The organism is Streptomyces sp. NPDC048257 (assembly GCF_043201855.1).
Lineage (GTDB): Bacteria > Actinomycetota > Actinomycetes > Streptomycetales > Streptomycetaceae > Streptomyces.
In genome coordinates, this window is record NZ_JBICZI010000004.1 from 70631 (window position 1) to 93961 (window position 23331).

Annotated in this window: 20 protein-coding genes and 1 riboswitch; of the genes, 7 read left to right on the forward strand and 13 right to left on the reverse strand. The window is 71.4% G+C overall.

The annotated features are described in order from the left end of the window. Positions 1-5 precede the first annotated feature (5 nt). The gene (locus ACGFZK_RS10935; RefSeq protein WP_393848559.1) at positions 6-2480 is read right to left on the reverse strand and encodes a helix-turn-helix domain-containing protein; all 2475 of its coding nucleotides are present in this window, start codon (positions 2478-2480) and stop codon (positions 6-8) included. 199 nt (positions 2481-2679) lie between these two features. On the opposite strand from ACGFZK_RS10935, the gene ACGFZK_RS10940 reads away from it, so the two are divergent. After that, the gene (locus ACGFZK_RS10940; RefSeq protein WP_393848560.1) at positions 2680-3453 is read left to right on the forward strand and encodes a PE-PPE domain-containing protein; all 774 of its coding nucleotides are present in this window, start codon (positions 2680-2682) and stop codon (positions 3451-3453) included. 68 nt (positions 3454-3521) lie between these two features. On the opposite strand, the gene mnmA is transcribed toward ACGFZK_RS10940, so the two are convergent. Further along, the gene (gene mnmA / locus ACGFZK_RS10945) at positions 3522-4655 is read right to left on the reverse strand and encodes a tRNA 2-thiouridine(34) synthase MnmA (RefSeq protein ID WP_393848561.1); all 1134 of its coding nucleotides are present in this window, start codon (positions 4653-4655) and stop codon (positions 3522-3524) included. Between the two features lie 61 nt (positions 4656-4716). Here mnmA and ACGFZK_RS10950 point away from each other — a divergent pair, with 61 nt between their 5' ends. Continuing rightward, on the forward strand, positions 4717-5394 hold the full coding sequence (locus ACGFZK_RS10950; protein ID WP_393848562.1) for an N-acetylmuramoyl-L-alanine amidase: 678 nt from the start codon (positions 4717-4719) through the stop codon (positions 5392-5394). Here the strand turns inward: ACGFZK_RS10950 and ACGFZK_RS10955 are convergent. From ACGFZK_RS10955 to ACGFZK_RS11005, 11 genes are all read right to left on the reverse strand, one after another. Beyond that, complete coding sequence (locus tag ACGFZK_RS10955) at positions 5387-6550, reverse strand: cysteine desulfurase family protein (protein WP_393848563.1); 1164 nt, start codon at positions 6548-6550, stop codon at positions 5387-5389. The genes ACGFZK_RS10950 and ACGFZK_RS10955 overlap by 8 nt on opposite strands. A gap of 101 nt (positions 6551-6651) precedes the next feature. Beyond that, positions 6652-7509: a thioesterase family protein gene (locus tag ACGFZK_RS10960; RefSeq protein ID WP_150259545.1), complete on the reverse strand. Its 858-nt coding sequence runs from the start codon at positions 7507-7509 to the stop codon at positions 6652-6654. A 47-nt stretch (positions 7510-7556) separates the two neighbouring features. Continuing rightward, a complete protein-coding gene (locus tag ACGFZK_RS10965; RefSeq protein WP_393848564.1) occupies positions 7557-8213 on the reverse strand; it encodes a trimeric intracellular cation channel family protein in 657 nt (218 codons plus the stop codon). A 300-nt stretch (positions 8214-8513) separates the two neighbouring features. Further along, complete coding sequence (locus tag ACGFZK_RS10970; RefSeq protein WP_393848565.1) at positions 8514-9608, reverse strand: ABC transporter ATP-binding protein; 1095 nt, start codon at positions 9606-9608, stop codon at positions 8514-8516. 14 nt (positions 9609-9622) lie between these two features. After that, positions 9623-10738 carry an ABC transporter ATP-binding protein gene (locus ACGFZK_RS10975; RefSeq protein ID WP_393848566.1) on the reverse strand — a complete coding sequence of 372 codons (1116 nt, stop codon included), beginning with the start codon at positions 10736-10738 and terminating at the stop codon, positions 9623-9625. After that, positions 10735-11742, reverse strand: coding sequence for an ABC transporter permease (locus tag ACGFZK_RS10980; RefSeq protein WP_393848567.1), 1008 nt, complete (start codon positions 11740-11742; stop codon positions 10735-10737). Before ACGFZK_RS10980 ends, ACGFZK_RS10975 begins: the two co-directional genes overlap by 4 nt. A gap of 149 nt (positions 11743-11891) precedes the next feature. Further along, the gene (locus tag ACGFZK_RS10985; RefSeq protein ID WP_393848568.1) at positions 11892-13640 is read right to left on the reverse strand and encodes an ABC transporter substrate-binding protein; all 1749 of its coding nucleotides are present in this window, start codon (positions 13638-13640) and stop codon (positions 11892-11894) included. 77 nt (positions 13641-13717) lie between these two features. Continuing rightward, on the reverse strand, positions 13718-14719 hold the full coding sequence (locus ACGFZK_RS10990) for an ABC transporter permease (protein ID WP_393848569.1): 1002 nt from the start codon (positions 14717-14719) through the stop codon (positions 13718-13720). A 495-nt stretch (positions 14720-15214) separates the two neighbouring features. Then, complete coding sequence (locus tag ACGFZK_RS10995) at positions 15215-15955, reverse strand: enhanced serine sensitivity protein SseB C-terminal domain-containing protein (protein ID WP_393848570.1); 741 nt, start codon at positions 15953-15955, stop codon at positions 15215-15217. A gap of 93 nt (positions 15956-16048) precedes the next feature. After that, positions 16049-16786 (reverse strand): enhanced serine sensitivity protein SseB, encoded by a 738-nt coding sequence (locus tag ACGFZK_RS11000; protein WP_393848571.1) that lies wholly within the window; start codon positions 16784-16786, stop codon positions 16049-16051. Between the two features lie 96 nt (positions 16787-16882). Beyond that, a complete protein-coding gene (locus tag ACGFZK_RS11005) occupies positions 16883-17539 on the reverse strand; it encodes an AAA family ATPase (RefSeq protein WP_393848572.1) in 657 nt (218 codons plus the stop codon). Positions 17540-17745: 206 nt separating this feature from the next. Continuing rightward, positions 17746-17849, forward strand: a riboswitch (glycine riboswitch). 172 nt (positions 17850-18021) lie between these two features. On the opposite strand from ACGFZK_RS11005, the gene gcvT reads away from it, so the two are divergent. From gcvT to ACGFZK_RS11030, 5 genes are all read left to right on the forward strand, one after another. Continuing rightward, the gene (gene gcvT, locus ACGFZK_RS11010) at positions 18022-19137 is read left to right on the forward strand and encodes a glycine cleavage system aminomethyltransferase GcvT (protein WP_393848573.1); all 1116 of its coding nucleotides are present in this window, start codon (positions 18022-18024) and stop codon (positions 19135-19137) included. A gap of 101 nt (positions 19138-19238) precedes the next feature. Beyond that, positions 19239-19619, forward strand: a complete 381-nt coding sequence (gcvH, locus tag ACGFZK_RS11015) for a glycine cleavage system protein GcvH (protein ID WP_079406181.1) — start codon at positions 19239-19241, stop codon at positions 19617-19619. Positions 19620-19634: 15 nt separating this feature from the next. After that, positions 19635-20891 (forward strand): serine hydroxymethyltransferase, encoded by a 1257-nt coding sequence (glyA, locus tag ACGFZK_RS11020; protein ID WP_189972981.1) that lies wholly within the window; start codon positions 19635-19637, stop codon positions 20889-20891. Positions 20892-21246: 355 nt separating this feature from the next. Next, the gene (locus ACGFZK_RS11025) at positions 21247-22629 is read left to right on the forward strand and encodes an L-serine ammonia-lyase (RefSeq protein WP_393848574.1); all 1383 of its coding nucleotides are present in this window, start codon (positions 21247-21249) and stop codon (positions 22627-22629) included. Positions 22630-22775: 146 nt separating this feature from the next. Continuing rightward, positions 22776-23282 carry a hypothetical protein gene (locus ACGFZK_RS11030; RefSeq protein WP_393848575.1) on the forward strand — a complete coding sequence of 169 codons (507 nt, stop codon included), beginning with the start codon at positions 22776-22778 and terminating at the stop codon, positions 23280-23282. Positions 23283-23331 lie beyond the last annotated feature (49 nt).

Sequence of the window (23331 nt, forward strand, 5' to 3'; positions counted from 1 at the left end):
ACCCCCTAGCGGGTGGGCCGTCCGCGCAGCAGGTGGCGCTGGAGGCGGGCGTGGCGGAACTGGTAGACGGCGCCGACCTGACGCAGGACGCCGCGCCGGTAGGCGTCCTCCAGGAAGGCGACCGTCGCCCAGGGCAGGCGGCCGGTCAGCGGCAGCCAGACCCGGGTCAGGAGCGCCCATTGGCCCCAGGCGGTGAACGCCAGGGCGTAGGAGAGCGCGCCGGCCACCCCGCCCACGGCGCCGAGCGCGAGCCCGTCGGCCATCGGCCAGGTCAGGGGGCCGACGACGCCCTGGAGCAGCTCGGTCATGAGCCGGCCGCCGAAGGCGATCACCAGGGTGAGCATCGGCGCGAGGAAGAGGGCCTGGCGCACCACGATGCTGCGGTTGATGGCCAGCAGGTCGGTCGGGGTGGCGGCGGAACCGAGGTCGATGGGGGTCTCCAGGGTCGCCACGAGCCCGAGTACGAGCCCTCCCGCCAGGGCGAACGTGAGTCCGTACATCAGGCAGTTGACGGCCGTCGCCTCGATCACCGCCGCGTTGACCAGCACCCCTCCGTACGTCAACTGCGCACCGATGGTGAAGGCGAGCCCGCACCCGAGGCCCATCACGAAACCGCCCAGCAGGCCGGCCGGTACCAGGGTGGCGACCCGGCGGGCTGACGGTCCGGCGGACCGCCGGTGGCGGCCCGGCAGCCGCATTCGCACGCGGGACGGCTCGAACGCCCGGATCCCGAGCACGGCCATCAGTCCGTAGACCAGCCCGAAGGCGAGGCCGACCGCGGGGCCGAACAGCAGCGCGTCCAGCAGGCCGGTGCCGAGCGCGAAGGCGGCGCCGCGGCCCGCGGCCATGTTCTTGGCGGGGAAGACCAGCCAGTCGGCCAGCGCGGTGACCAGGGAGCAGGCGAGGACGACGGCCACGATGCGCGAGGACAGCGGCAGGGAGTCGCGCAGCTGCCACCACGCCAGGTCCTGGCCCTCGTGCCGCTGGGGCCGGTCCAGGTGTTCGGCGAGGTGGCGCAGGTAGCGCCGGGCGCTCTGCGGGTCCCAGCTACGGGGCCTGCGGGCACCCGGGACGGCCGGGGGGAGGGGCTGGTAGACGCTCGGCACGAAACCGGCCAGCAGGTGCTCCTCGATGGCCTCCGGGGTCGGGAAGCGGGCGGGGTCCAGCAGCACGGCCGGGTCCTGGGCGGGGGTGTCGCTGTAGGCGGTCCGGGCGAGCAGGACCATCAGCGGGGTGCTCAGTACGGTCGCCAGGTGGGCGCCCGGCCCGCCGTCCGGGTCCGTGCGCAGCCGCTCGAGGACGGGGTCCCAGCCGGTGGCGGCCCGGCCGTCCGGATCGGCCGGTGCGGTGGGGCGCGCGGTGCGGGGCAGGTAGTGGACCAGGTCGTCGGCGTCCAGGTCCAGCAGCTCGATGCCCGCGGTCCTGCGCAGCACCTCGACCCGGACGGCCTCGGCGAACTGCTCGGTGCGGCTGGTCAGGAAGAGCGGCAGCGCGCTCGCGTTGAGTTCGCGCAGGGCGACGCCGAGCAGGCCGGTGGCCATCTCGTCGAACCCGTCCAGCACCGGCAGGATCCATCCGGCGTCCACCAGGGCGGCCGCGAGGGTCGAGCCACCGGGGGCGCGTGCGTCGAGGTTCGGGTGGTCGCGCAGCAGGCGGGCGATCAGCCAGTCGCGCAGGGTGGTTCCGGTCGGGTCCCACGATCCCATGCTGAAGACCACGGGCACCGGCTCGCCGTCGGAGCGCGTGCCCAGGTGGTCGAGGACGAAGCGCAGGACGAGGACGGTCTTGCCGGAGCCGGCCCGGCCGAGGACCACCAGCCGCCCGGAACGGACCCGCCGGTAGACGTCGGCGATGTCGGCGAGGCCGCCGTCCAGGGACAGGGGGCCGCGGGCGGCTCCGGGCGCGGCGGCGCTGATGTTGTCCGCATGGTCCAGCAGGTCCGCGGGCACCGACCGCCACCGGACGGGCAGCGGGAAGGGGTCGTGGATGCGGCGCTGCTCCTCCTCGCGGATGCATCGGCCGTGGACGTCGTGGGCGAGTGAGGCGGCGACCTCGGCCAGGACGCTCCGGGAGGACGGCAACCTGCCGGGCCGCACCGGCCGTTCGGGCACGGACACGGGACCGGAGTCGGGCTCGGGCTCGGGCACAACAGCCACGGGCTCGGGCTCGGGGACGGGAACGGGAACGGCCACGGCCGCAGGCGTGGCGCGTACGTCCTCCTGGGAGGCCCCGGCGGCGGATCCGTGGCCTCGGTGGGCGGCCAGCAGGTCCGTCCACAGCTCGTCGCGGTCGCGCCGCAGCGCGTCGGCCAGCGCGTGCGCGACCTGCTTCACCGTTCCCATCCGGGCATCGGTGGGTTTTCCGGTCTCCAGCCGGTGGATGGTGCGGACCCCGAGCCGGGAGCGCTCGGCCAGCTGCTCCTGCGTCATCCCCGCCTCGTGCCGCAAACCGCGGAGCAATGCGCCGAACTGGCTGGTCACGTGAAAGCCCTTCTCCCCGGCAACGGTCCTGCCACGTGTGTCCGATGTCCTCTCGGATCCCGGTCAAACCACGGGGCATGGTCGACCGGCCACATATGGCCGGTTGCGGGCATGGTCCGCCGACCAGCGCAAACACCACGATGGGTCCCGGTCGCCGCAGCCGACGCGGCGCCGCCTTGACCCAAGGGAGTTGACCCGTATGTCCACCACGAAGCCGAACAGGCTCGCCCGGCGTCTCAAGTCCGTCGTCGCGTCGACGGTCTTACTGCTCGCCGGCGCCGTGGCCGCGCCGACCACCGCGCAGGCCGCCCCGGCGAACCACTACTACATCGAGATCGGCGGCACCGGCGCGGCCGCGGACGCGCCCGGATGCACCACGAGCTTCGACGCCGCGAACAAGCATCTGAACGGGGGCATCGCGATTCCGGTCTGCTACGTGGCCAGCGGCGGCCCCTTCGTCGGGAGCCACAACGAGCAGCCGGCCCCCTTCGCGCCCAGCTTCGGCGACAGCGTGAACCAGGGCTACTGGAACGCCAAGGCCGCCCTGGAGAACGCGTACCGCGCCGACCCGACGGCGCGCTTCACGATCGCCGGCTACTCCCAGGGCGCCTGGGTAGGCGACCTGCTGCTCCAGACGATCGCCAACAACGGCACCGAGGTGCCCCGCGACCGGGTCGACGGCATGCTCTACTCCGACCCGATGCAGCCCGGAACCGGCTTCTGGCGCCTGGTCCCCCAGGGAGTCCTGATCCCGTTCGTGGCGTACTCCCCCGGCACCGGGCCGCAGGACTTCCCGGGCGTCCCGGTCCAGCGCCACTGCATCAAGACCGACGGGGTCTGTGACGCGACGTCGCTGGACTCCTTCCCCGGCTTCCTGCAGCAGCACCCGCGCTACTTCCGGGACGGCGAGATCATCGCGACCACCCTCGCCCAGCACGGCGGCAGCGGCACCGTCTGGTACCCGGCGGCCTGATCCGCGCAGCGCGACGCCGCGGCCCGCCCGGGGGACGGGCCGCGGCGTCCTGCCGTGGAGGGCGCCGTTCAGACGGCGGCGGCGGCCCGCGTCGTGGTCGCGATGGTGGCCGAGCCGACCACGCGGGTGCCGTCGTAGAGCACGATCGCCTGGCCGGGGGCCACGCCCCGGACCGGCTCGGTGAAGGAGACGCGCAGTTCGCCGTCCACGACCTCGGCGAAGACCTCGGTCTCGCCGCCGTGGGCGCGCAGCTGGGCGGTGTAGCTGCCGGGAGCGGCGGCCACCGCTCCGCACCAGCGGGGGCGGATCGCGGTGAGGGCGGTGACGTCGAGGGCCTCGACGGGGCCGACGGTGACGGTGTTGTTCACCGGGGAGATGTCGAGGACGTAGCGCGGCTTGCCGTCGGGGGCGGGGTGGCCGATCCGCAGGCCCTTGCGCTGGCCGATGGTGAAGCCGAAGGCGCCGTCGTGGGTGCCGACCTTCTCGCCGGTCGCCTCGTCGACGATGTCGCCCTCGGCCCTGCCGAGGCGGTTCGCGAGGAAGCCCTGGGTGTCGCCGTCGGCGATGAAGCAGATGTCGTGGCTGTCGGGCTTCTTCGCGACGGCCAGCCCCCGCTCCTCGGCCTCGGCCCGGATCTCCTCCTTGGTGGTGAGGGTGTCACCGAGCGGGAAGAGGGCGTGGGCGAGCTGCTTCTCGTCGAGGACGCCGAGGACGTACGACTGGTCCTTGGCCATGTCGCAGGCGCGGTGCAGCTCGCGGGAGCCGTCCTCGTTCAGCACGACGGTCGCGTAGTGGCCGGTGCAGACGGCGTCGAAGCCGAGCGCGAGGGCCTTGTCGAGCAGCGCCGCGAACTTGATCTTCTCGTTGCAGCGCAGGCAGGGGTTCGGGGTGCGCCCGGCCTCGTACTCGGAGACGAAGTCCTCGACCACGTCCTTGCGGAAGCGCTCGGCCAGGTCCCAGACGTAGAACGGGATGCCGATGACGTCGGCGGCACGGCGGGCGTCGCGGGAGTCCTCGATCGTGCAGCAGCCGCGGGCGCCGGTCCGGAAGGACTGCGGGTTCGCGGAGAGCGCGAGGTGGACGCCGGTCACGTCGTGCCCGGCTTCGACCGCGCGGGCGGCGGCGACGGCGGAGTCCACACCCCCGGACATGGCGGCCAGGACGCGGAGGGGACGGGCGGTGCGCGGCAGGTTCTCAGTCATAGCACCGTCCAGAGTACGGGGGAACCGAGCGGGGTCACAGCGCGTTATCGGGGTACGGGGGGTGGATCACATCGTCGAGCAGGGGAACAAAGGGAAGAAGTCGCCGGGGCGGACCCGCAGGGCCGTGCTGTTCGGCGGGCTCGGGGTCTTCGCGGTGGCGGCGGTGGCCGGCCGGGACGAGATCAGCCGCGCCTGGTGGCTGATACCGGGGGTGGCCAAGCCGCGCAAGGAGGGTGAGCTCGACCACGTGGGCGCGAGCTGGACGGCGGCCTCGCCGGCGAACTGGCGCAAGGCGGACCGGCCGGACGACTACCGGGTGGACCGGATCGTCGTCCATGTCACCCAGGGTGGCTTCGAGTCCTCGGTGGACGCCTTCAGGAATCCGTGGCACAAGGCGTCGGCGCACTACATCGTGCGCGGGGACGGGCATGTGGAGCAGATGGTGCGCGAGCTGGACGTGGCCTTCCACGCGGGGAACCGCTCGATGAACGAGCGCAGTGTCGGCATAGAGCACGTGGGCTTCGTGGACCGCCCGCAGGACTTCACGGACGCCATGTACGCGGCCTCGGCCCGGCTGGCCGCCGACATCTGCCACCGGTACGACATACCGGTGGACCGCACCCACATAGTCGGCCACTCCGAGGTCCCGGGCGCCGACCACACGGACCCGGGCCGCCACTGGGACTGGAACCGTTACCTCGGCCTGGTCCGCGAGGTCCTGGAGCAGCGGCCTAGCTGAGGCCCGCCGTGCGGGCGCGTTCCACGGCCGGGCCGATGGCCGCGGCCAGGGCCTGGACGTCCTCCTTGGTGGAGGTGTGGCCGAGGGAGAAGCGCAGGGTGCCGCGGGCCAGCTGCGGGTCGGTGCCGGTGGCCAGCAGGACGTGGCTGGGCTGGGCCACGCCCGCGGTGCAGGCGGAGCCGGTGGAGCACTCGATGCCCTGGGCGTCGAGCAGGAGCAGCAGCGAGTCGCCCTCGCAGCCGGGGAAGCTGAAGTGGGCATTGGCCGGAAGTCGCTCGTCGGGGTCTCCCCCGAGGACGGCGTCGGGCACGGCCGCGCGGACCGCGGCGACCAGTTCGTCGCGCAGGGCGCCGATCTCGGTCGCGAACTGCTCGCGCCGTTCGGCGGCGAGGACGGCGGCCACGGCGAAGGCGGCGACGGCCGGTACGTCGAGGGTTCCGGAGCGGACGTGCCGCTCCTGGCCTCCGCCGTGCAGGACCGGTACGGGGCTCTGGTCGCGGCCGAGCAGCAGCGCTCCGATGCCGTAGGGGCCGCCGATCTTGTGGCCGCTGACGGTCATGGCGGCGAGGCCGCTGTCGCCGAAGTGGACGTCGAGCTGCCCGAAGGCCTGGACGGCGTCGGAATGCAGCGGGATCCCGGACTCGCGGGCGATGGCGGCCAGTTCGCGGACCGGCATGACCGTCCCGATCTCGTTGTTGGCCCACATCACGGTGGCCAGGGCCACGTCGTCGGGGTTGCGCTCGACGGCTTCGCGGAAGGCCTCCGCGTGCACCCGCCCGTAGCGGTCCACGGGCAGGTACTCGACCTGCGCGCCCTCGTGCTCGGCGAGCCAGTGGACGGCGTCGAGCACCGCGTGGTGCTCGACGGGGCTGGCGAGGACCCGGGTCCGGGCGGGGTCGGCGTCGCGCCGGGCCCAGTAGAGGCCCTTGACGGCGAGGTTGTCGGCCTCCGTGCCGCCGGCGGTGAAGACCACCTCGCTGGGGCGGGCGCCGACCGCCTCGGCGAAGGCCTCGCGGGCCTCCTCCACGGTACGGCGGGCCCTGCGGCCGGCGGCGTGCAGGGAGGAGGCGTTCCCCGTGGCGGCGAACTGCGCGGTCATCGCCGCAGCGGCCTCCGGCAGCATCGGGGTGGTGGCGGCGTGGTCGAGGTAGGCCATGATCCCCCGATTCTACGAGTCCACCGGTGGCCCCTTGCGCCGCGGGACCCCGCGATGGCCGGTTGGCCCTGTCGTCGCAGGCGGGGGCGCCGTCGGATCCGTCAGGCCGGACGCAGCGCGCGGGCGAGTTGGCGGGACTGGGCGACCAGGTGGTCCGAGGAGTCCCAGACCTCGGCGTCCTCCTCCAGGAATCCACCGGCCAGGTTGCGGGTGGTGATGGAGACGCGGAGCGGTCCGGGGGCCGGGCGGCGGCGGACGTGCGTGGTGAGTTCCACCGTCGGCGTCCAGGCCACGAGGCCGAGGTCGAAGGCGGTGGGCGGCAGCGCGTCGACGGCCAGGAGCATGGAGAGCGGGTCGGCGTCGCGGCCGTCCGCCAGCTCGAACCAGGCCCGCATCTCGCCCTTGCCGGAGGGCGCGCCGACGGCCCAGCCGGCGGTCGCCGGGTCCAGCCGGAGGCGGAGCCGGTCCACGATGGCGGAGCTGCCGGGGATCGGGGCCGGGCCGGCCTCCGGGCCGATGCAGTCCTCGTAGGCGGGAATGGCCGGGGGCACCGCGACCGTCCGTACGTCGTCCGGCAGGGCGGCGAGGTCGCCGTAGGAGGCGAGGACGCGGATGCGCTCGATCTCGGCGCCGCTCTCGTCGTACTGGAACAGCGAGGCCTGGCCCGTGGAGAGGGTGCGGCCGACGCGGACGACCTGGGTGCGGATCACGGCGGGGCCGGGCACCGAGGAGGTCAGGTAGTGCGCGGAGACGGTGAACGGGTCCGGGTGCGGGAGGGCCGCCGAGAGGGCCCGGCCGACCAGGGCGAGCAGGTAACCGCCGTTCACGGCGGCGATGATCGTCCAGCCGGCGGAGAGTTCCGCGTCGTACACCCCGGGCTCGCCCGCGCGTGCGGTGATGGCGGTGTCGCGGTCGAACTCACTGTCCCCGATGGACGCCTTGGCAGCTGCGTGTGACATGTAAACGACGGTACACCGGCTTACTACTAAGCGGTAGCTTTCTTTTGTTACGGCTCTTCGGCCACCGACGACCGGCGGTTCCAGGCCAGCGGCGCCCGCCAGTGGTAGCGCATGGCGAGGAGGCGCAGAACGAAGGTGGTGACGATCGCGAGGCCCGTGGTGATGGCGTTGAGGGCGTGGAGGCTGATGAAGACGGCCACCATCGAGGCGCCGACCAGGGCGGGTACGGCGTACATCTCGCGGTCGCGCAGCAGCGAGGGCACCTCGTTCACGAGCACGTCGCGCAGGACGCCGCCGCCGACGGCCGTCGCGACGCCCAGCGCCGCGGAGGCGGTGAGGCCGAGGCCGAACTCGTAGGCCTTGGTCGTGCCCGTCACGCAGAACAGCCCGAGGCCGGCCGCGTCGAAGACGTTGATGGCACGGTTGATCCGCTGGACCTCGGGGTGCAGGAAGTAGACGATCGCGGCGGCCACGAGCGGGGTGACGAAGAAGCTGAGCTCGCCGAAGGCGGAGGGCGGCACCGCGCCGATGACGAGGTCGCGGAAGAGACCCCCGCCCAGGGCCGTGACCAGGGCGAGGACGACGATGCCGAAGACGTCGAAGTTCTTGCGGACGGCGAGCAGGGCGCCTGCGGTGGCGAAGACGAAGATGCCGGCGAGGTCCAGGGCATGCTGGATCCCGGGCGGGAAGAGATCGTGGAGCACCGGCCCATTGTCGCCCCTCGGCTCCCGCCGGGGTGACGCTGCGGCGCCGCTGCCGGCAGGCACCGCCCCCGGACCCCGCGCCTCGAACGCCGGTGGGGGGGGGGGGGGGGGGGGGGGGGGGGGGCGCCGCCCCCCCCCCCCGGGGGGGGGGGCCCCCCCGGCCCCGGGGGGGGGGGGGGGGGGGGGGCGGGGGGGGGGCGGGCGGCGGGCCGCCCCCCCCCCCCCCCCGCGGCCGGGGGCGGGGGGGGGGGGCGCCGGGCCGGCCGCGCCCCCCCCCCCCCCCCCCCCCGGCGACGGGGTCTACTCCGTGACCTTCGCCACCGCGTCCGCCGCGCCCGGCAGGGGCTGGTCGCCCGGCGCCTGGTCGGGGGCGTTCTCCGGGTGGTGGCAGGCCACCTGGTGGCCCGGCTTCAGTGCCAGCAGCGGCGGTTCCTGCGTCGCACAGATCTGCGTGGCCTTCCAGCACCGGGTGTGGAAGCGGCAGCCGCTCGGCGGTGAGATCGGCGACGGCACGTCGCCCTTGAGCAGGATGCGGCCGCTCTTGGCACCGCGCCGCCTCGGGTCGGGCACCGGCACGGCCGACATCAGGGCCGTCGTGTACGGGTGCATGGGCGCCCCGTACAGCCCCTTGTTGTCGGCCAGCTCGACGATCTTGCCGAGGTACATCACCGCGATGCGGTCCGAGACGTGCCGGATGACCGACAGGTCGTGCGCGATGATCACGTAGGTGAGGCCGAGCTCCTCCTGGAGGTCGTCCAGCAGATTCACCACCTGGGCCTGGATCGACACGTCCAGCGCCGAGACCGGCTCGTCCGCGACCACCAGCTTCGGCTTCAGCGCCAGGGCCCGCGCGATGCCGATGCGCTGGCGCTGGCCGCCGGAGAACTCGTGCGGGTAGCGGTTGTAGTGCTCGGGGTTGAGGCCCACGAGCGACAGCATCCGCTGGACCTCCGCCTTGAGCCCGCCCTCCGGGGTGACCTTCTGGAGCCTGAACGGCGCGCTGACGATGGTGCCCACGGTGTGGCGGGGGTTCAGCGAGCCGTACGGGTCCTGGAAGATCATCTGCACATCGCGGCGCAGCGGGCGCATGCCCGACACCCCCAGGTGCGTGATGTCCTGGCCCTCGAACTCGACGGTGCCGCCGGTCGGCTCCAGCAGCCGCGTGATCAGCCGGCCCATGGTCGACTTCCCGCAGCCGGACTCGCCGACGATGCCGAGGGTCTCGCCGCGCCGGACGTCGAAGTCGATGCCGTCGACGGCCTTGACCGCCCCCACCTGGCGCCGTATCAGCCCCTTGGTGATCGGGAAGTGCTTGGTGAGGCCGGTGACCTTGAGCAGGACGTCGGGAGACTCCTTGGCCTGCGCGGGAATGACCGCCGTTTCCGTCTTCTTCATGTCAGGCGTCTCGGTCACAGCTTCGGCGCAATCTCTTCGGTCCAGATCCGGGTCCGCTCTTCCTGCGACATGTGGCAGGCGGACCAGTGGCGGCTGTCGTCCTGCGTGAGCTCGGGCCGGACCGTACGCGTCACGTTGCCCTTGGGCACGTCGGCGTACGGGCAGCGCGGGTTGAAGGCGCAGCCGTCGGGGATGTTGATGAGGCTGGGCGGGGAGCCCTTGACCGGGATGAGGCGCTCGCTCTGTTCGCGGTCGATGCGGGGCATCGAGCCCAGCAGGCCCCAGGTGTAGGGGTGGCGGGGCTCGTAGAAGACCTTCTCGGCGGTGCCCCGCTCGACGCACCGGCCGCCGTACATCACGAGGATCTGGTCGGCCATCTCCGCGACGACGCCGAGGTCGTGCGTGATCATGATGACGGCGGAGCCGAACTCCTTCTGCAGATCGCGGATCAGGTCCAGGATCTGCGCCTGCACGGTGACGTCCAGGGCGGTGGTCGGCTCGTCCGCGATCAGCAGGTCGGGGTTGTTGACCAGCGACATCGCGATCATGGCGCGCTGGCGCATGCCGCCGGAGAACTGGTGCGGGTAGTCGTCGACGCGCTTGCCCGGCTCGGGGATGCCGACCCGGTCGAGCATCTCGACGGCCCGCCTGCGCGCCGTCTTCTTGTCCACGTCGTGGTGGACCCGGTAGGCCTCCACGATCTGGGAGCCGATCGTGTAGTACGGGTGCAGCGCGCTCAGCGGATCCTGGAAGATCATCGCCATGTCCCGGCCCCGCAGCCGGCGCACCTCCTCGGGATCGGCGGACAGCAGTTCCCGGCCGCCGAGCCAGATCTCGCCCGACATCTCGACGTTGGAGCGGCTTCCGCTGCTCACCCGGTGCAGGCCCATGACGGCCAGCGAGGTGACCGACTTGCCGGAGCCGGATTCACCCACGATGCCGAGGGTCTGGCCCTTCTCCAGCTGGAAGGAGAGCCCGTCCACCGACTTGACGACGCCGTCGTCGGTGGGGAAGTGGACCTTGAGGTCGCGTACGTCGAGGAAGGCGTCGGAGGGACGGCCGTCGCCCGGTCCCGCCGCGAGGGCGGTGCCGGTGGCAGCCTCGTTCCCCTTCGGAGTCGGATCGGTCACGACAGCCTCACCCTCGGGTCGATGATGGCGTACACGAGGTCGACCACCAGGTTGCACAGCACGATGAAGAATCCGGCGAAGAGGGTCACCCCGAGGATCTTCGGCAGGTCGTTCACCGCGATGGCGTGGTACGCGTACTCACCGATGCCGTGGTACGAGAAGACCGTCTCGGTGACGATGGCGCCGCCGAGGAGCAGCCCGAAGTCCATGCCGAAGATGGTCACGATCGGGGTCAGCGCGGAGCGCAGTCCGTGGCGGGTGACGACCACCCGTTCGCGCAGGCCCTTGGCACGCGCGGTGCGGATGTAGTCCTCGCTCATGGTCTCCAGCATTCCGGCCCGGGTGAGCCGGGCGTAGAGCGCGGAGTAGAGGAAGGCGAGCGTGCACCAGGGCAGGACCAGTCCCTGGAACCAGGCGGCCGGATCCTCGGAGAAGTCCACGTACACGTTGGTGAACACGGGCCAGTTGAAGACGAAGACGGCCAGCGAGAGCGTGCCGGTGAAGAACATCGGCAGCGAGACGCCGGCGAGGGCCACGCCCATCGCGAGCCGGTCGAAGAGCGAGCCCGGGCGCAGGGCCGAGACCACGCCCGTGGTGACACCGGTGATCAGCCAGATGAAGGCCGCTCCCAGGGTGAGGGAGGCGGTGATGGGCAGCCGGGCGACGATGTCGGGCCAGACCTCGACGTGGTCCTTGAAGGAGTAGCCGAGGCAGGGGGCGTTGCACTGCGAGGGGGTGGGGCCGTAGTTGAACTCGCGGCCCGCGAATATGCCCCTCAGGAAGTCCCAGTACTGCGCGTACAGGGGCTGGTCGAAGCCGAGGTTCTTCTTGACCGCGGCGATGGACTCGGGCGAGGGGTTCTTGCCCACGTACTGGGTGGCCAGCGAGTCGGCCGTGCCGCCGGCCAGCCGGGGCAGCAGGAAGAAGATCGCGAAGGTGATCGCGCTGACAACGAGCAGCAGGAACACCGCGGCGAACAGCCGCCGGACGATGTACACAAACACGGGGGTCGGCTTCGGCGTCCGCCGGTCCGTCCCGCTCCCCGGTCGGGGGCGCGGGACGGACCGGCGCGCACTGCTGCCTTCACCTGCCTTCCACGGTTCTGGCAGATCTGGCTGAGAGGGTCAAACTGCCTTCGGACGTACGGCCCGGGTTACTTGAGGCCGATGTTGAGGTAGTCGTACTGACCGCTCCACGCCGGGTTGGAGACCACGTTGGTGAGCTTGGGCGAGCGGTAGTGCAGGACCTTGAAGTAGGTCAGGGGCACGATGACGGCCTGGTCCATGACCTTCTTGTCGATCTCGCCGTAGACCTTCTCGCGGGCGGCGGAGTCGGTGTTGGCGATGTTGTCGTTCAGCATCTTGTTGATCTCGGGGTCGTTCAGCTGCGACAGGTTGGTGTTGCCCGTCTTGCTGATCGCGTCACCGTGGACGACCTGCTGGAGGAAGCCGAAGCCGCTCGGCCAGTCGGCGCCCCACTGCATCATCATGAGGCCGATCTTGTTGTCCTCGGTGAACTTCGGGACGCCCGCGTAGTCGCTGAAGTACTTGCCGGCCGGGAACTGCTGGATCTTGACCGTGATCCCGACCTTCTTGAGGGACGCCTGGATCGCCGTGGCCATGTCGACCTCGCCGGCGCGGTCGTTGCGCGCGGTGATGGTGGTCTCGAAGCCGTTCGGCTGGCCGCAGGCGGTCAGCGCGGCCTTGGACTTGGCCTCGTCGCCCTTGTCATCGGGGGTCTTGTAGGTGTTGAAGTCCACGTGACCGGGGATGTCGGTCGGCAGGACGGTGCTGGCGATGGCGCCGCGGATCGGGCCGCCGAAGGCGGTCTGCACCGACACCTTGTCGACCGCGTACTGGACCGCCTTGCGGCACTCCGGGTTGTCGAAGGGCGCCACCTTGGTGTTCATCGCCATGTAGACCAGGCGACCACCCTCGGCGTTGTCGGTGTTGGGGTCCTTCGAGGTCAGCAGCTCGGTCTGGGTCTGCTGGGCCACGCCGTTGCCCACGATGTCGATGTGGGTGTTGCCGGCCTTCAGGTTGGAGTCGATCGTCTCCTGGTTGACCTTCAGCTTGACGACGATCTTTTCCGGGAGCTGCTTGCGCAGCGGGTCCGTGGAGGCGTCCCAGTTCGGGTTGCGGACCAGGACGGCCTGCTTGTCGTGCTCGTAGCTCTCGAACATGTACGAGCCCGAGGAGACGATGTTCTTCACATAGTCCGCACCGTTGTCCTTGGCCTTCGGCACGGGGGCCGACTGCGGGTTGGCCAGCAGGTAGTCGAACTCGGCGAAGGGCTGCTTCAGCTTGAAGACGATCGTCTGGTCGTCGGGGGTCTCGATGGACTGCAGTCCCGCCTCGGACTTGTCCTTGTACGGGCCCTCGTACGGGGTCTCGTTGTTCTTGAGGTACTGCGCGAGGTAGTTCGGGCCGTTGGAGTGCACGTCCCGGGCGAAGTTGCTGCGCTCGACCGCGTACTTGACGTCCTTGGAGGTGACGGCCGAGCCGTCGCTGTACTTCACGCCCTTGCGGAGCTTGTACGTCCAGGTGGCGCCGCCGTCGCTCGGCGTGCCGAGGCCCTCGGCGAGGTCCGGGACGACCTTGTTGCCCTCGGCGCCCGGGGCGGGCGCGAAGGTGGTCAGCGGACGGGCGTACAGGCGGCTGAAGTTGAAGACGAAGCCGTAGTACGTGTTGCCGGGGTCGAAGGAGTCGGGGGTGTCGGACGCCTCGTAGACGACCGTCCCGCCCTTCTTGTCCGAGGCGTTGACCACGCCCTTGACGGCGGCGTTGGCGCCGGCCGCCTTGTCGTCGCCGCCGGTCTTGTCACCACCATTGCAGGCGGAGGCGGTGAGGACGACGGTGATGGCGGCGGCAAGCACCGCGGCTGTTCTCGACCTGCTTCTCATGGCGGAGTGATGCCCCCTGATTCGGAGTGGTGGTGGGTACTGGCGGAGCCTCGGCCGGGTGCCCGAGGACGGGAGGGTCAGCGCGAGCTCTTGGGGTCCAGGGCGTCGCGCAGACCGTCGCCGAGGAGGTTGAAGGCGAGCACGGTGACGAAGATCGCCATGCCCGGGACGACCATGAACATCGGGTCGACCTTGTAGTAGGCCACGGCGGAGCTGAGCATTCCGCCCCATGAGGCCTGCGGCGGCTGGATACCCACGCCGAGGAAGCTCAGGGAGGCCTCGAAGAGGATGTTGGTCGGGATGAGCAGCGTGGAGTAGACGAGGATCGGCGCCATCAGGTTCGGCAGCAGCTCGCGGAAGACGATGAAGGGGCCGCGGGCTCCGAGGCTGCGGGCCGCGTCGACGAACTCCCGCTCGCGCAGCGAGAGGGTCTGGCCGCGCACGATGCGTCCGATGTACGGCCAGCTGAAGAAGCCGATCACGAAGATCAGCACGCTGATGTGCAGCGGCAGCCCCTCGAGGCCGAAGGCCCCGCCCTGGAGGGCGGCCGAGATGGAGATCGCGAAGAGCAGCAGCGGGAAGGCGAGGAAGGTGTCCATCATGCGGCTGATCACCGTGTCGGCCCAGCCTCCGTAGTACCCGGCGATGACGCCCAGCACGGAGCCGATGAACACCGAGACCACGGTCGATCCGAAGGCGACCAGCAGGGAGACCCAGGAGCCTTCCAGGATGCGGGTGGCGATGTCGCGGCCGAACTTCGGCTCCACGCCGAGGGGGTGCGACCAGCTGATGCCGCCGAAGGGACCGACGGGGGTCGCCAGCGACGGGTCGATCAGGTCCTGGTGCAGGGCGTCGGGGTCCAGCCCGAACATCCACTGGATCGGCTGCGAGAGCATGGCCAGCACCACCAGCAGCACGACGACCGTGCCGCCGGCCATCGCCACCTTGTCCCGCTTGAGTCTGGTCCACGCGATGCGGCCGAGCGAACGTCCCTCGATCCGCTTCTGCGTCGCCCCGCCGGATGTCCCGTCGGGCTGCGTGAGCACCGGCTCACTGGGCGCTGTGGGTGAAGCCGTCATCGTGGTGGGGACCCCTCTCGGCCGACGGTCGCCGGCCCTGGCCGCCGCCGTAGCGGCTTGGTTCACATCGGTGGCACTGTCGGTGCGGTGCCGGCGGCTGCGTCGGCTTGGGTGGTGCGGGCGAGCCCGAAGTCAGCCTGAAGAGCTGTTCCTTATGGCGGGCCCGGTTGGCCCGGCCTTCGGTGGGGTGGAGTCTTCAACGCCCTCTCGAGCGCCCGCCAGACCTGCCGGGGATGTGATGCGCAACCGTGATCTACGCCTACACCTTCCGTTATCCGAACCCCGGGATCTGTTGAGCGGTGAAACACCGCCCGTTCGGCACGGAACGGACATCCGGCCCAACTGCCCTTTCAGTCATGGATCTTGGGCGGTTTCACCGGATATGCCGAAGGCCGCACCGATGGGGCCGGTGCGGCCTTCGAGATGGATGTCTCGATATGCGAATATCGCGGAACGCGGGCGGCACTCGCCGGTGGGCGAGGGGGCCGCGCCGGGTCAGTACGTCGGCGCCTGGCCCTCGCGGTCGTAGAAGGGACGGGTCTGGGCGCGCAGCCACATGGCCACGGGGTCGTGCTCGTCCGCGAGCGCGACCGTGCACACCGGCACCCCGTCGGGGACCACGCCGACCGACTGGCGCATCATCTCCCGTACGGATTCCAGCGCGGGCGCGGAGGCGTCGTACAGGTCGAGCCCGACCGCGAGGTACGGGGAGCCGAGCGCGGGCTGCACCCAGGCCCGGCGCAGCGACCGGACGGCCGGCGTGCGGTGCGCGTGCTGGGTCAGCAGCCCGTAGAACTGCGGGAGCTCGATGGCGGGCTCGGAGAGGCGCAGCGGCCCGGCCGGCATCCGGTCCAGGCCGGTGGCGATCCGGCGCAGGTCGGCCCAGGGCACGCCGAGGCCACCGCCCTGCGCGTGCGGGTTGAGCCACAGGCCCCAGCGGTCCGGGTACAGCGCGCGGGCGATGTCCCGCCCGGTGACCACCTCGTAGCCCCGGTTCCAGCCACTGGCGGCCAGCTCCTGGGGGGAGGTGACGCAGGGCGCGTAGCCGAGGCTCTCCACCTCCATGCCGCCGTACTGGGCGTCCGGGGAGCCCGGCTGCCCCTGCCAGAGCAGCATCCACAGCCGGCCCTCGGAGAGGGCGTGCAGGAGTGACTCGTAACTCTCGTAGCGCCCGGGAGTCACCTGGCGCATCATGTGCTCGACCTGCCCGGCCGCGGCCGTGCCTGACGCACTCACCCGGTACCCCTCTTCGTCCGCCCGTCGCTCCACGCGTGCCCTCCGAACCGGCATCACGCGTGCGGCCAGGAGATGTAACCAGCTTAAGCGGCCCTACGGCAGGTAGAAGGGGCGTACGCGCTCACGAATCCAGTCCGTGACCGGGTCCTGGACGGCATCCAGCAGGATCAACTGCACGGGCCACGGCGGCGGAACGCGCGTCACGGCCCGTCCGAGGGCCTCCATCGGCGCGCCCTGCATCTCGGGTTCCCATCCCACCAGGCGGACACCGATGAACAGCTGGGGCGCCCCGCCCTCGACGCTGGCGAGGCAGCGGTGCGCTGCGGTGACCACCCCGGTGGCGCGGAACTCCTCGGTGGCGGCGGCCAGGAAATCCACCGGGTCGTCCTGCCAGTCGGGCTCGTAGAGCCGGACGCGGCCGCCGGTGGCCGGGCCGTCGAGCGGGGTCCGGCCGGTGCGGCAGAGCTCCGCGACGGCGGGCGGCGGGAGCGGTACGCCGACGGCGCCCTCGGGGTTCAGGGCGATGCCGAGCTGTGGGGGCAGGCCGCGGGCGAACTCGACGGCGGGAGCCACCGCGAAGTCCATGCCGGGGCCGACGCAGGCGAGGAACTGGGCCTCGGAGCTGTAGACGGGGACGTACGCCGCCCCGCCGATGTCCATGGTGGGCAGGTCGAGGCCGCCGCCCGCCGTCGGGCCGGCCCCGCCCGGCAGCGGTACCCACACCTGGCTGCGCCCGAGGACCTCCAGGATCCGCCCCCCGGCGTCCGGCTGCCCGAGCGCCGCCCCGAGCACCTGCTCCAGCTCATTCCCCGGCCAGCCGCTGCCCTGCATGTGCCCCTGCCCCTGCCTCTGTCCGGTCCCGTGTCCGCGATCCCGCGCGTGTCGTGCCGAGGCTATCGGGCCCGGGCGCGCGCCGTCCGCCGGGGCTCAGCCGTGGAAGTGGATCCCGGTGACGCCGGCGGCCGAGCCGCGGTCCAGCAGGGTCGCCGAGGCACAGCCCGCGGGCGGCCGGCCCGCTTCGGCCTCCCGGAGCAGGCGGGTCACCGCGCCGCGGTGGCGGGCGAAGGCGTACGCGGAGACCCGGCGGCCGCGCGCGGCCTGGCCGGAGAGGGCCTCCTCGGGGCTGCTGTCGAGCAGGAGCAGGTGCAGCGCCCGGCCCCGGCGGCGTGCGGCGGCCGCGAGCAGGCCACGTACCCAGCTCTGGGTGCCGCAGTCGTGGACGACGACGGAGACCCCGGAGCGCAGGATCCGCCACAGCCCCCAGTAGTGCGCGGCGCGCACCAGCGGCCGGTACACCGCGTACGGCAGCGCCGCGGGCATGCGCTGCTCCCAGCGCTCACGGGTGTCCTGGGAGTCGACGGCCCCGCCCTCGGCGGCGACCCGCTTGATCAGCGTGCTCTTGCCGCCGCCGGGCAGGCCGGACACCACGACGATGTCCCCGCGTGCGAAGCCGAGCCGCTGCGGGGTGCGTACGGCAGGTCCGCGCAGGTCACGGACGAGACCGAGCCCGGTGTCGGCCGCCCTCTCGCGCTCGCGCGCGCCGCGCTGCGCCGGCACCGCGTCCACGGTTCCCGTCGTCGTCACCACTCCGAATCTCCGCACAGTGTTCGCCTCCCCCGAATCGGGTCACCAGGACCCTTGCCCACTGAGTGTAAAGAGACGGTAATCCGGCGGCCCCGGTTCCGTTCGCCCTCTTCGGAGGGCCGTACGAACTTTCGGCCCCTGCCGCCCGATCCCGGACAGGGCGTGCAATGATGTGCGCCATCTGGACCAACTGCATACCGGCCGCTTGAATCCGCGCGGGAGAGTCCCGGCACGCCGCAAGGCCGTGCGCGGGCGCCGAAGGAGCAAGAACCTCCCTTGAATCTCTCAGGCCCCGTACCGCGTGGATGAGGCAGATCTGAAAAGCGAGCTGCTGCGCAGCTCCACCCAAGGTGCAAGTCGATGAGACCCGGCGATCTGCTGATCGGCGGAACTCTCGGCGAACCTCTCAGGTTCCGATGACAGATGGGGAGGAACGTCCTCGTCATGTCATGTCGATGCCCTGGGACCCGGGAGCCACACCCATGAGCACTGCCCCCCGCCTGACCGCCCTCGATGCGCTGCACCGTTCGCTCGGTGCGACCATGACCGATTTCGCGGGCTGGGACATGCCGCTGCGGTACGCCAGCGAGCGCGACGAGCACAACGCCGTACGCACCAGGGCCGGTCTCTTCGACCTGTCCCACATGGGCGAGATCACGCTGACCGGCCCGGAGGCCGTCAAGGCCCTCGACCACGCGCTGGTCGGCAACATCTCCACCGTCGGCGTCGGCCGCGCCCGCTACACGCACATCTGTCAGGAGGACGGCGGGATCGTCGACGACCTGATCGTCTACCGCCTCGGCGAGACCGAGTACATGGTCGTCGCCAACGCCTCCAACGCCCAGGTCGTCCTGGACGCCCTGACCGAGCGCGCCTCCGGCTTCGACACCGAGGTCCGCGACGACCGCGACGCGTACGCGCTGCTCGCGGTGCAGGGCCCGGAGTCCCCCGGCATCCTGGCGTCCCTGACCGACGCCGACCTGGACGGCCTCAAGTACTACGCCGGCCTGCCGGGCACCGTCGCGGGCGTGCCCGCGCTGATCGCGCGTACGGGCTACACCGGCGAGGACGGCTTCGAGCTGTTCGTCGCCCCCGAGCACGCCGTGGAGCTGTGGCAGGCGCTGACCAAGGCGGGCGAGGGCGTCGGCCTGGTCCCCGCGGGTCTGTCCTGCCGCGACACCCTGCGCCTGGAAGCGGGCATGCCGCTGTACGGGCACGAGCTGACCACCTCCCTCACCCCGTTCGACGCGGGCCTGGGCCGGGTCGTGAAGTTCGAGAAGGAGGGCGACTTCGTCGGCCGCGCCGCCCTGGAGGCCGCCGCCGAGCGCGCCGCCACCAACCCGCCGCGCAAGCTGGTCGGCCTGATCGCCGAGGGCCGCCGCGTTCCGCGCGCCGGGTTCCCGGTCGTCGCCGACGGTCAGGTCATCGGCGAGGTCACCTCCGGCGCCCCGTCCCCGACGCTGGGCAAGCCGATCGCGATGGCGTACGTGGACGCGGCGCACGCCGCGCCCGGCACGTCCGGCGTCGGCGTCGACATTCGCGGTACGCATGAGCCGTACGAGGTCGTGGCGCTGCCGTTCTACAAGCGGCAGAAGTAGCTCCACGCACCACGTCCGCCGTACGGGAACCCGTACGGCGCCGTCTCAGTACCCAAGACCACAGTTCGTATCCACTCCCCCGCATCCAGGAGAATCAGGTCATGAGCAACCCCGAGAAGCTGCGTTACACCAAGGAGCACGAGTGGCTGTCGGACGCCGTGGACGGCGTCGCGACGGTCGGCATCACGGAGTTCGCGGCCAACGCGCTCGGTGACGTCGTCTACGCCCAGCTCCCCGAGGTCGGCGACACCGTGACCGAGGGCGAGACCTGTGGCGAGCTGGAGTCGACCAAGTCGGTCAGCGACCTGTACTCCCCCGTCACCGGTGAGATCGTCGAGGCCAACCAGGACGTCGTGGACGACCCGGCGCTCGTGAACACCGCCCCCTTCGAGGGTGGCTGGCTCTTCAAGGTCCGCCTCTCGGAGGAGCCGAAGGACACGCTGTCCTTCGAGGAGTACACCAAGCTCACCGCCGGTAACTGACCCCAGGGGACCCTGATGTCTGTACTGAACACCCCTCTCCACGAGCTCGACCCGGACGTCGCCGCCGCTGTCGACGCCGAGCTCGTACGCCAGCAGTCCACCCTGGAAATGATCGCGTCGGAGAACTTCGCTCCGGTCGCCGTCATGGAGGCCCAGGGCTCGGTCCTGACCAACAAGTACGCCGAGGGCTACCCGGGCCGCCGTTACTACGGTGGCTGCGAGCACGTCGACGTCGTCGAGCAGATCGCGATCGACCGGATCAAGGCGCTGTTCGGCGCCGAGGCCGCGAACGTCCAGCCGCACTCCGGTGCGCAGGCCAACGCCGCCGCGATGTTCGCACTGCTCAAGCCGGGCGACACGATCATGGGCCTCAACCTGGCCCACGGCGGTCACCTGACCCACGGCATGAAGATCAACTTCTCCGGCAAGCTCTACAACGTGGTCCCGTACCACGTCGACGAGACCGGCGAGGTGGACATGGCCGAGGTCGAGCGCCTCGCCAAGGAGTCCAAGCCGCAGCTGATCGTCGCCGGCTGGTCCGCCTACCCGCGCCAGCTCGACTTCGCCGCCTTCCGCCGCATCGCGGACGAGGTCGGCGCGTACCTGATGGTCGACATGGCGCACTTCGCCGGCCTGGTCGCCGCGGGTCTGCACCCGAACCCGGTGCCGCACGCCCACGTCGTGACCACCACCACGCACAAGACCCTCGGCGGTCCGCGCGGCGGTGTCATCCTGTCGACGCAGGAGCTGGCCAAGAAGATCAACTCCGCGGTCTTCCCGGGTCAGCAGGGCGGCCCGCTGGAGCACGTGATCGCGGCCAAGGCCGTCTCCTTCCTGGTCGCGGCCTCGCCCGAGTTCAAGGAGCGCCAGGAGCGCACCCTGGAGGGCGCGAAGATCCTCGCCGCCCGCCTGGTCCAGGACGACGTCAAGGCCGTGGGCGTGGACGTCCTCACCGGTGGCACCGACGTGCACCTGGTCCTGGTCGACCTGCGCAACTCCGAGCTGGACGGTCAGCAGGCCGAGGACCGCCTCCACGAGGTCGGCATCACGGTCAACCGCAACGCCATCCCGAACGACCCGCGGCCGCCCATGGTCACCTCGGGTCTGCGGATCGGTACGCCGGCCCTCGCCACCCGCGGTTTCGACGCCGAGGCCTTCACCGAGGTCGCCGAGATCATCGCGCAGGCGCTGAAGCCCGCGTACGACAGCGAGGCCCTGAAGGCGCGCGTCTCCGCGCTCGCCGCGAAGTTCCCGCTGTACCCGTCGCTCTAGCCGGCGGCCCGCCCACGGCAGCGGAAGGGGGCCCGGCCATGTCCTCGTACAGGCCGGGCCCCCTTCCGTCTTCGCCGTCCGGAGCGTGACCTCCCCCACCACTTCCGCCACTGCTTCCCCCACCGCTCCCCCCGCCCCTTCCCCGCCCGGCGGCCGCGGCGCCGTCCCTGCCGGGACGCACGGACCCCGGAGCCCAGACCGGCACCCGCCCGACCGGTCCGCGTCATCCTTCCCACCTCGTCCGGCAGGCGAGACGTTCACCTCCCCGCGTTAAGCTCGTGTGCCGGACAAAATCCGAACAATCCACCTCTCCTGCCCCCTCCCACCCCACGAGCAGACAAGGGAGTCCGCCACCGTGGCCATCTCCGTCTTCGATCTCTTCTCCATCGGTATCGGTCCCTCCTCCTCCCACACGGTCGGTCCGATGCGGGCCGCGCGCATGTTCGTGACGCGGCTGAAGAAGGACGGCGTGCTGGCCCAGACCACCTCCGTCCGCGCCGAGCTCTTCGGATCCCTCGGCGCGACCGGCCACGGCCACGGCACCCCCAAGGCGGTGCTGCTCGGCCTGGAGGGCCACTCCCCCCGCACGGTGAACGTCGAGACCGCCGACGACGAGGTCGAGCGCATCCGCAAGGGCGGCCGGCTGCGGCTGCTGGGCGCGGAGATAGGTGACGTTCACGAGATCGACTTCGACGAGCCGAACCAGCTGATCCTGCACCGCCGTCGCTCCCTGCCCTACCACGCGAACGGCATGACGCTCTTCGCGTACGACAGCGCCGGCAACCCGCTGCTGGAGAAGACCTACTACTCGGTCGGCGGCGGCTTCGTCGTGGACGAGGACGCGGTCGGCGAGGACCGGATCAAGCTCGACGACACGGTGCTGAAGTACCCCTTCCGCTCGGGCGACGAGATGCTGCGCCTGGCGAACGAGACCGGCCTGTCGATCTCCTCGCTGATGCTGGAGAACGAGAAGGCCTGGCGCACGGAGGAGGAGATCCGCGAGGGCCTCCTGGAGATCTGGCGCGTCATGCAGTCCTGCGTCTCGCGCGGCATGTCCCGCGAGGGCATCCTCCCCGGCGGCCTGCGGGTCAAGCGCCGGGCCGCCGCCACGGCGCGCCAGCTGCGCACCGAGGGCGACCCGATGCTGCACCGCAGCGAGTGGGCGACGATCTACGCGATGGCGGTCAACGAGGAGAACGCGGCGGGCGGCCGGGTCGTGACCGCGCCGACCAACGGCGCCGCGGGCGTCCTGCCGGCCGTGCTCCACTACTACATGAACTTCGTGCCCGGCGCGGACGAGGACGGCGTGGTCCGCTTCCTGCTCGCCGCGGGCGCGATCGGCATGCTCTTCAAGGAGAACGCCTCGATCTCCGGCGCCGAGGTCGGCTGCCAGGGCGAGGTGGGCTCCGCCTGCTCGATGGCGGCCGGCGCCCTCGCCGAGGTCCTGGGCGGCACCCCGGAGCAGGTCGAGAACGCGGCCGAGATCGGCATGGAGCACAACCTGGGCCTGACCTGCGACCCGGTCGGCGGCCTGGTGCAGATCCCGTGCATCGAGCGCAACGGCATGGCGGCGGTCAAGGCCGTCACCGCGGCCCGGATGGCGATGCGCGGCGACGGCAGCCACAAGGTGTCCCTCGACAAGGTCATCAAGACCATGAAGGAGACCGGCGCCGACATGAAGGTGAAGTACAAGGAGACCGCCCGCGGCGGCCTCGCGGTCAACGTCATCGAGTGCTGACCGGCACCATGTGACACGGGAGGGGCCCGGCGCGCGTGCGCCCGGCCCCTCCTCCGTTTCCCCCCGGGAAAGCGGAACCGCGGTATCGGCGGGGGCGTCCTAGGCTGTGCCACCAGTCCCCGTCTCTCGAGAATCGAGGGGACGTCATGATCCACGTCCGTCTCCGGCAGTTCGTGGCCCTGGCAACCGGCGCGCTGCTCGCCGCCTGCCTCTCCTTCGCCGCGCCTGCCTCGGCCTCCTCCCTCACCGCCGCCAAGACCCAGACCCAGACTCCGCTCGTCGTCAACGCCCGCTGGGCCGGGCATCCCTCGTTCGACCGGATCGTCATCGACCTGCAGGGATACGTCCCCACGGCGACCGTCACCCCCGTCTCGCAGTTGATCTACGACGGGTCCGGGAAGCCCGTGCCGCTGGCCGGGAAGTACTTCCTGGAGATCCGCCTCAACCCGGCCGCCGCGCACAACGACGCGGGCGGGAACGTCTACCAGGGGCCCAAGCTGCAGAAGATCAACCTGAGCAAGCTCAAGGGCATCGCCCTGACCGGCGACTACGAGGGGTACGTCACCTTCGGCGCCGCCTTCGACACCCTGCCGTACTACCGCGCGTACACCCTGCACGCGCCCGAGCGGTTCGTCGTGGACATCGCCCACTGAACCGGCGCCGGCCGGCGGAGCCCGGGGCCCACGCGCCCCGGGCTCCGTC

What these genes read in the sequence shown, in the direction of transcription:
- ACGFZK_RS10940 (WP_393848560.1), top strand. Translation starts at nt 2,680, where the DNA reads ATGTCCACCACGAAGCCGAACAGGCTCGCCCGGCGTCTCAAGTCCGTC.
- mnmA (WP_393848561.1), bottom strand. Translation starts at nt 4,655, where the DNA reads ATGACTGAGAACCTGCCGCGCACCGCCCGTCCCCTCCGCGTCCTGGCC.
- ACGFZK_RS10955 (WP_393848563.1), bottom strand. Translation starts at nt 6,550, where the DNA reads ATGGCCTACCTCGACCACGCCGCCACCACCCCGATGCTGCCGGAGGCC.
- ACGFZK_RS10960 (WP_150259545.1), bottom strand. Translation starts at nt 7,509, where the DNA reads ATGTCACACGCAGCTGCCAAGGCGTCCATCGGGGACAGTGAGTTCGAC.
- ACGFZK_RS10970 (WP_393848565.1), bottom strand. Translation starts at nt 9,608, where the DNA reads ATGAAGAAGACGGAAACGGCGGTCATTCCCGCGCAGGCCAAGGAGTCT.
- ACGFZK_RS10985 (WP_393848568.1), bottom strand. Translation starts at nt 13,640, where the DNA reads ATGAGAAGCAGGTCGAGAACAGCCGCGGTGCTTGCCGCCGCCATCACC.
- ACGFZK_RS10990 (WP_393848569.1), bottom strand. Translation starts at nt 14,719, where the DNA reads ATGACGGCTTCACCCACAGCGCCCAGTGAGCCGGTGCTCACGCAGCCC.
- ACGFZK_RS11000 (WP_393848571.1), bottom strand. Translation starts at nt 16,786, where the DNA reads ATGCAGGGCAGCGGCTGGCCGGGGAATGAGCTGGAGCAGGTGCTCGGG.
- gcvT (WP_393848573.1), top strand. Translation starts at nt 18,022, where the DNA reads ATGAGCACTGCCCCCCGCCTGACCGCCCTCGATGCGCTGCACCGTTCG.
- gcvH (WP_079406181.1), top strand. Translation starts at nt 19,239, where the DNA reads ATGAGCAACCCCGAGAAGCTGCGTTACACCAAGGAGCACGAGTGGCTG.
- glyA (WP_189972981.1), top strand. Translation starts at nt 19,635, where the DNA reads ATGTCTGTACTGAACACCCCTCTCCACGAGCTCGACCCGGACGTCGCC.
- ACGFZK_RS11030 (WP_393848575.1), top strand. Translation starts at nt 22,776, where the DNA reads ATGATCCACGTCCGTCTCCGGCAGTTCGTGGCCCTGGCAACCGGCGCG.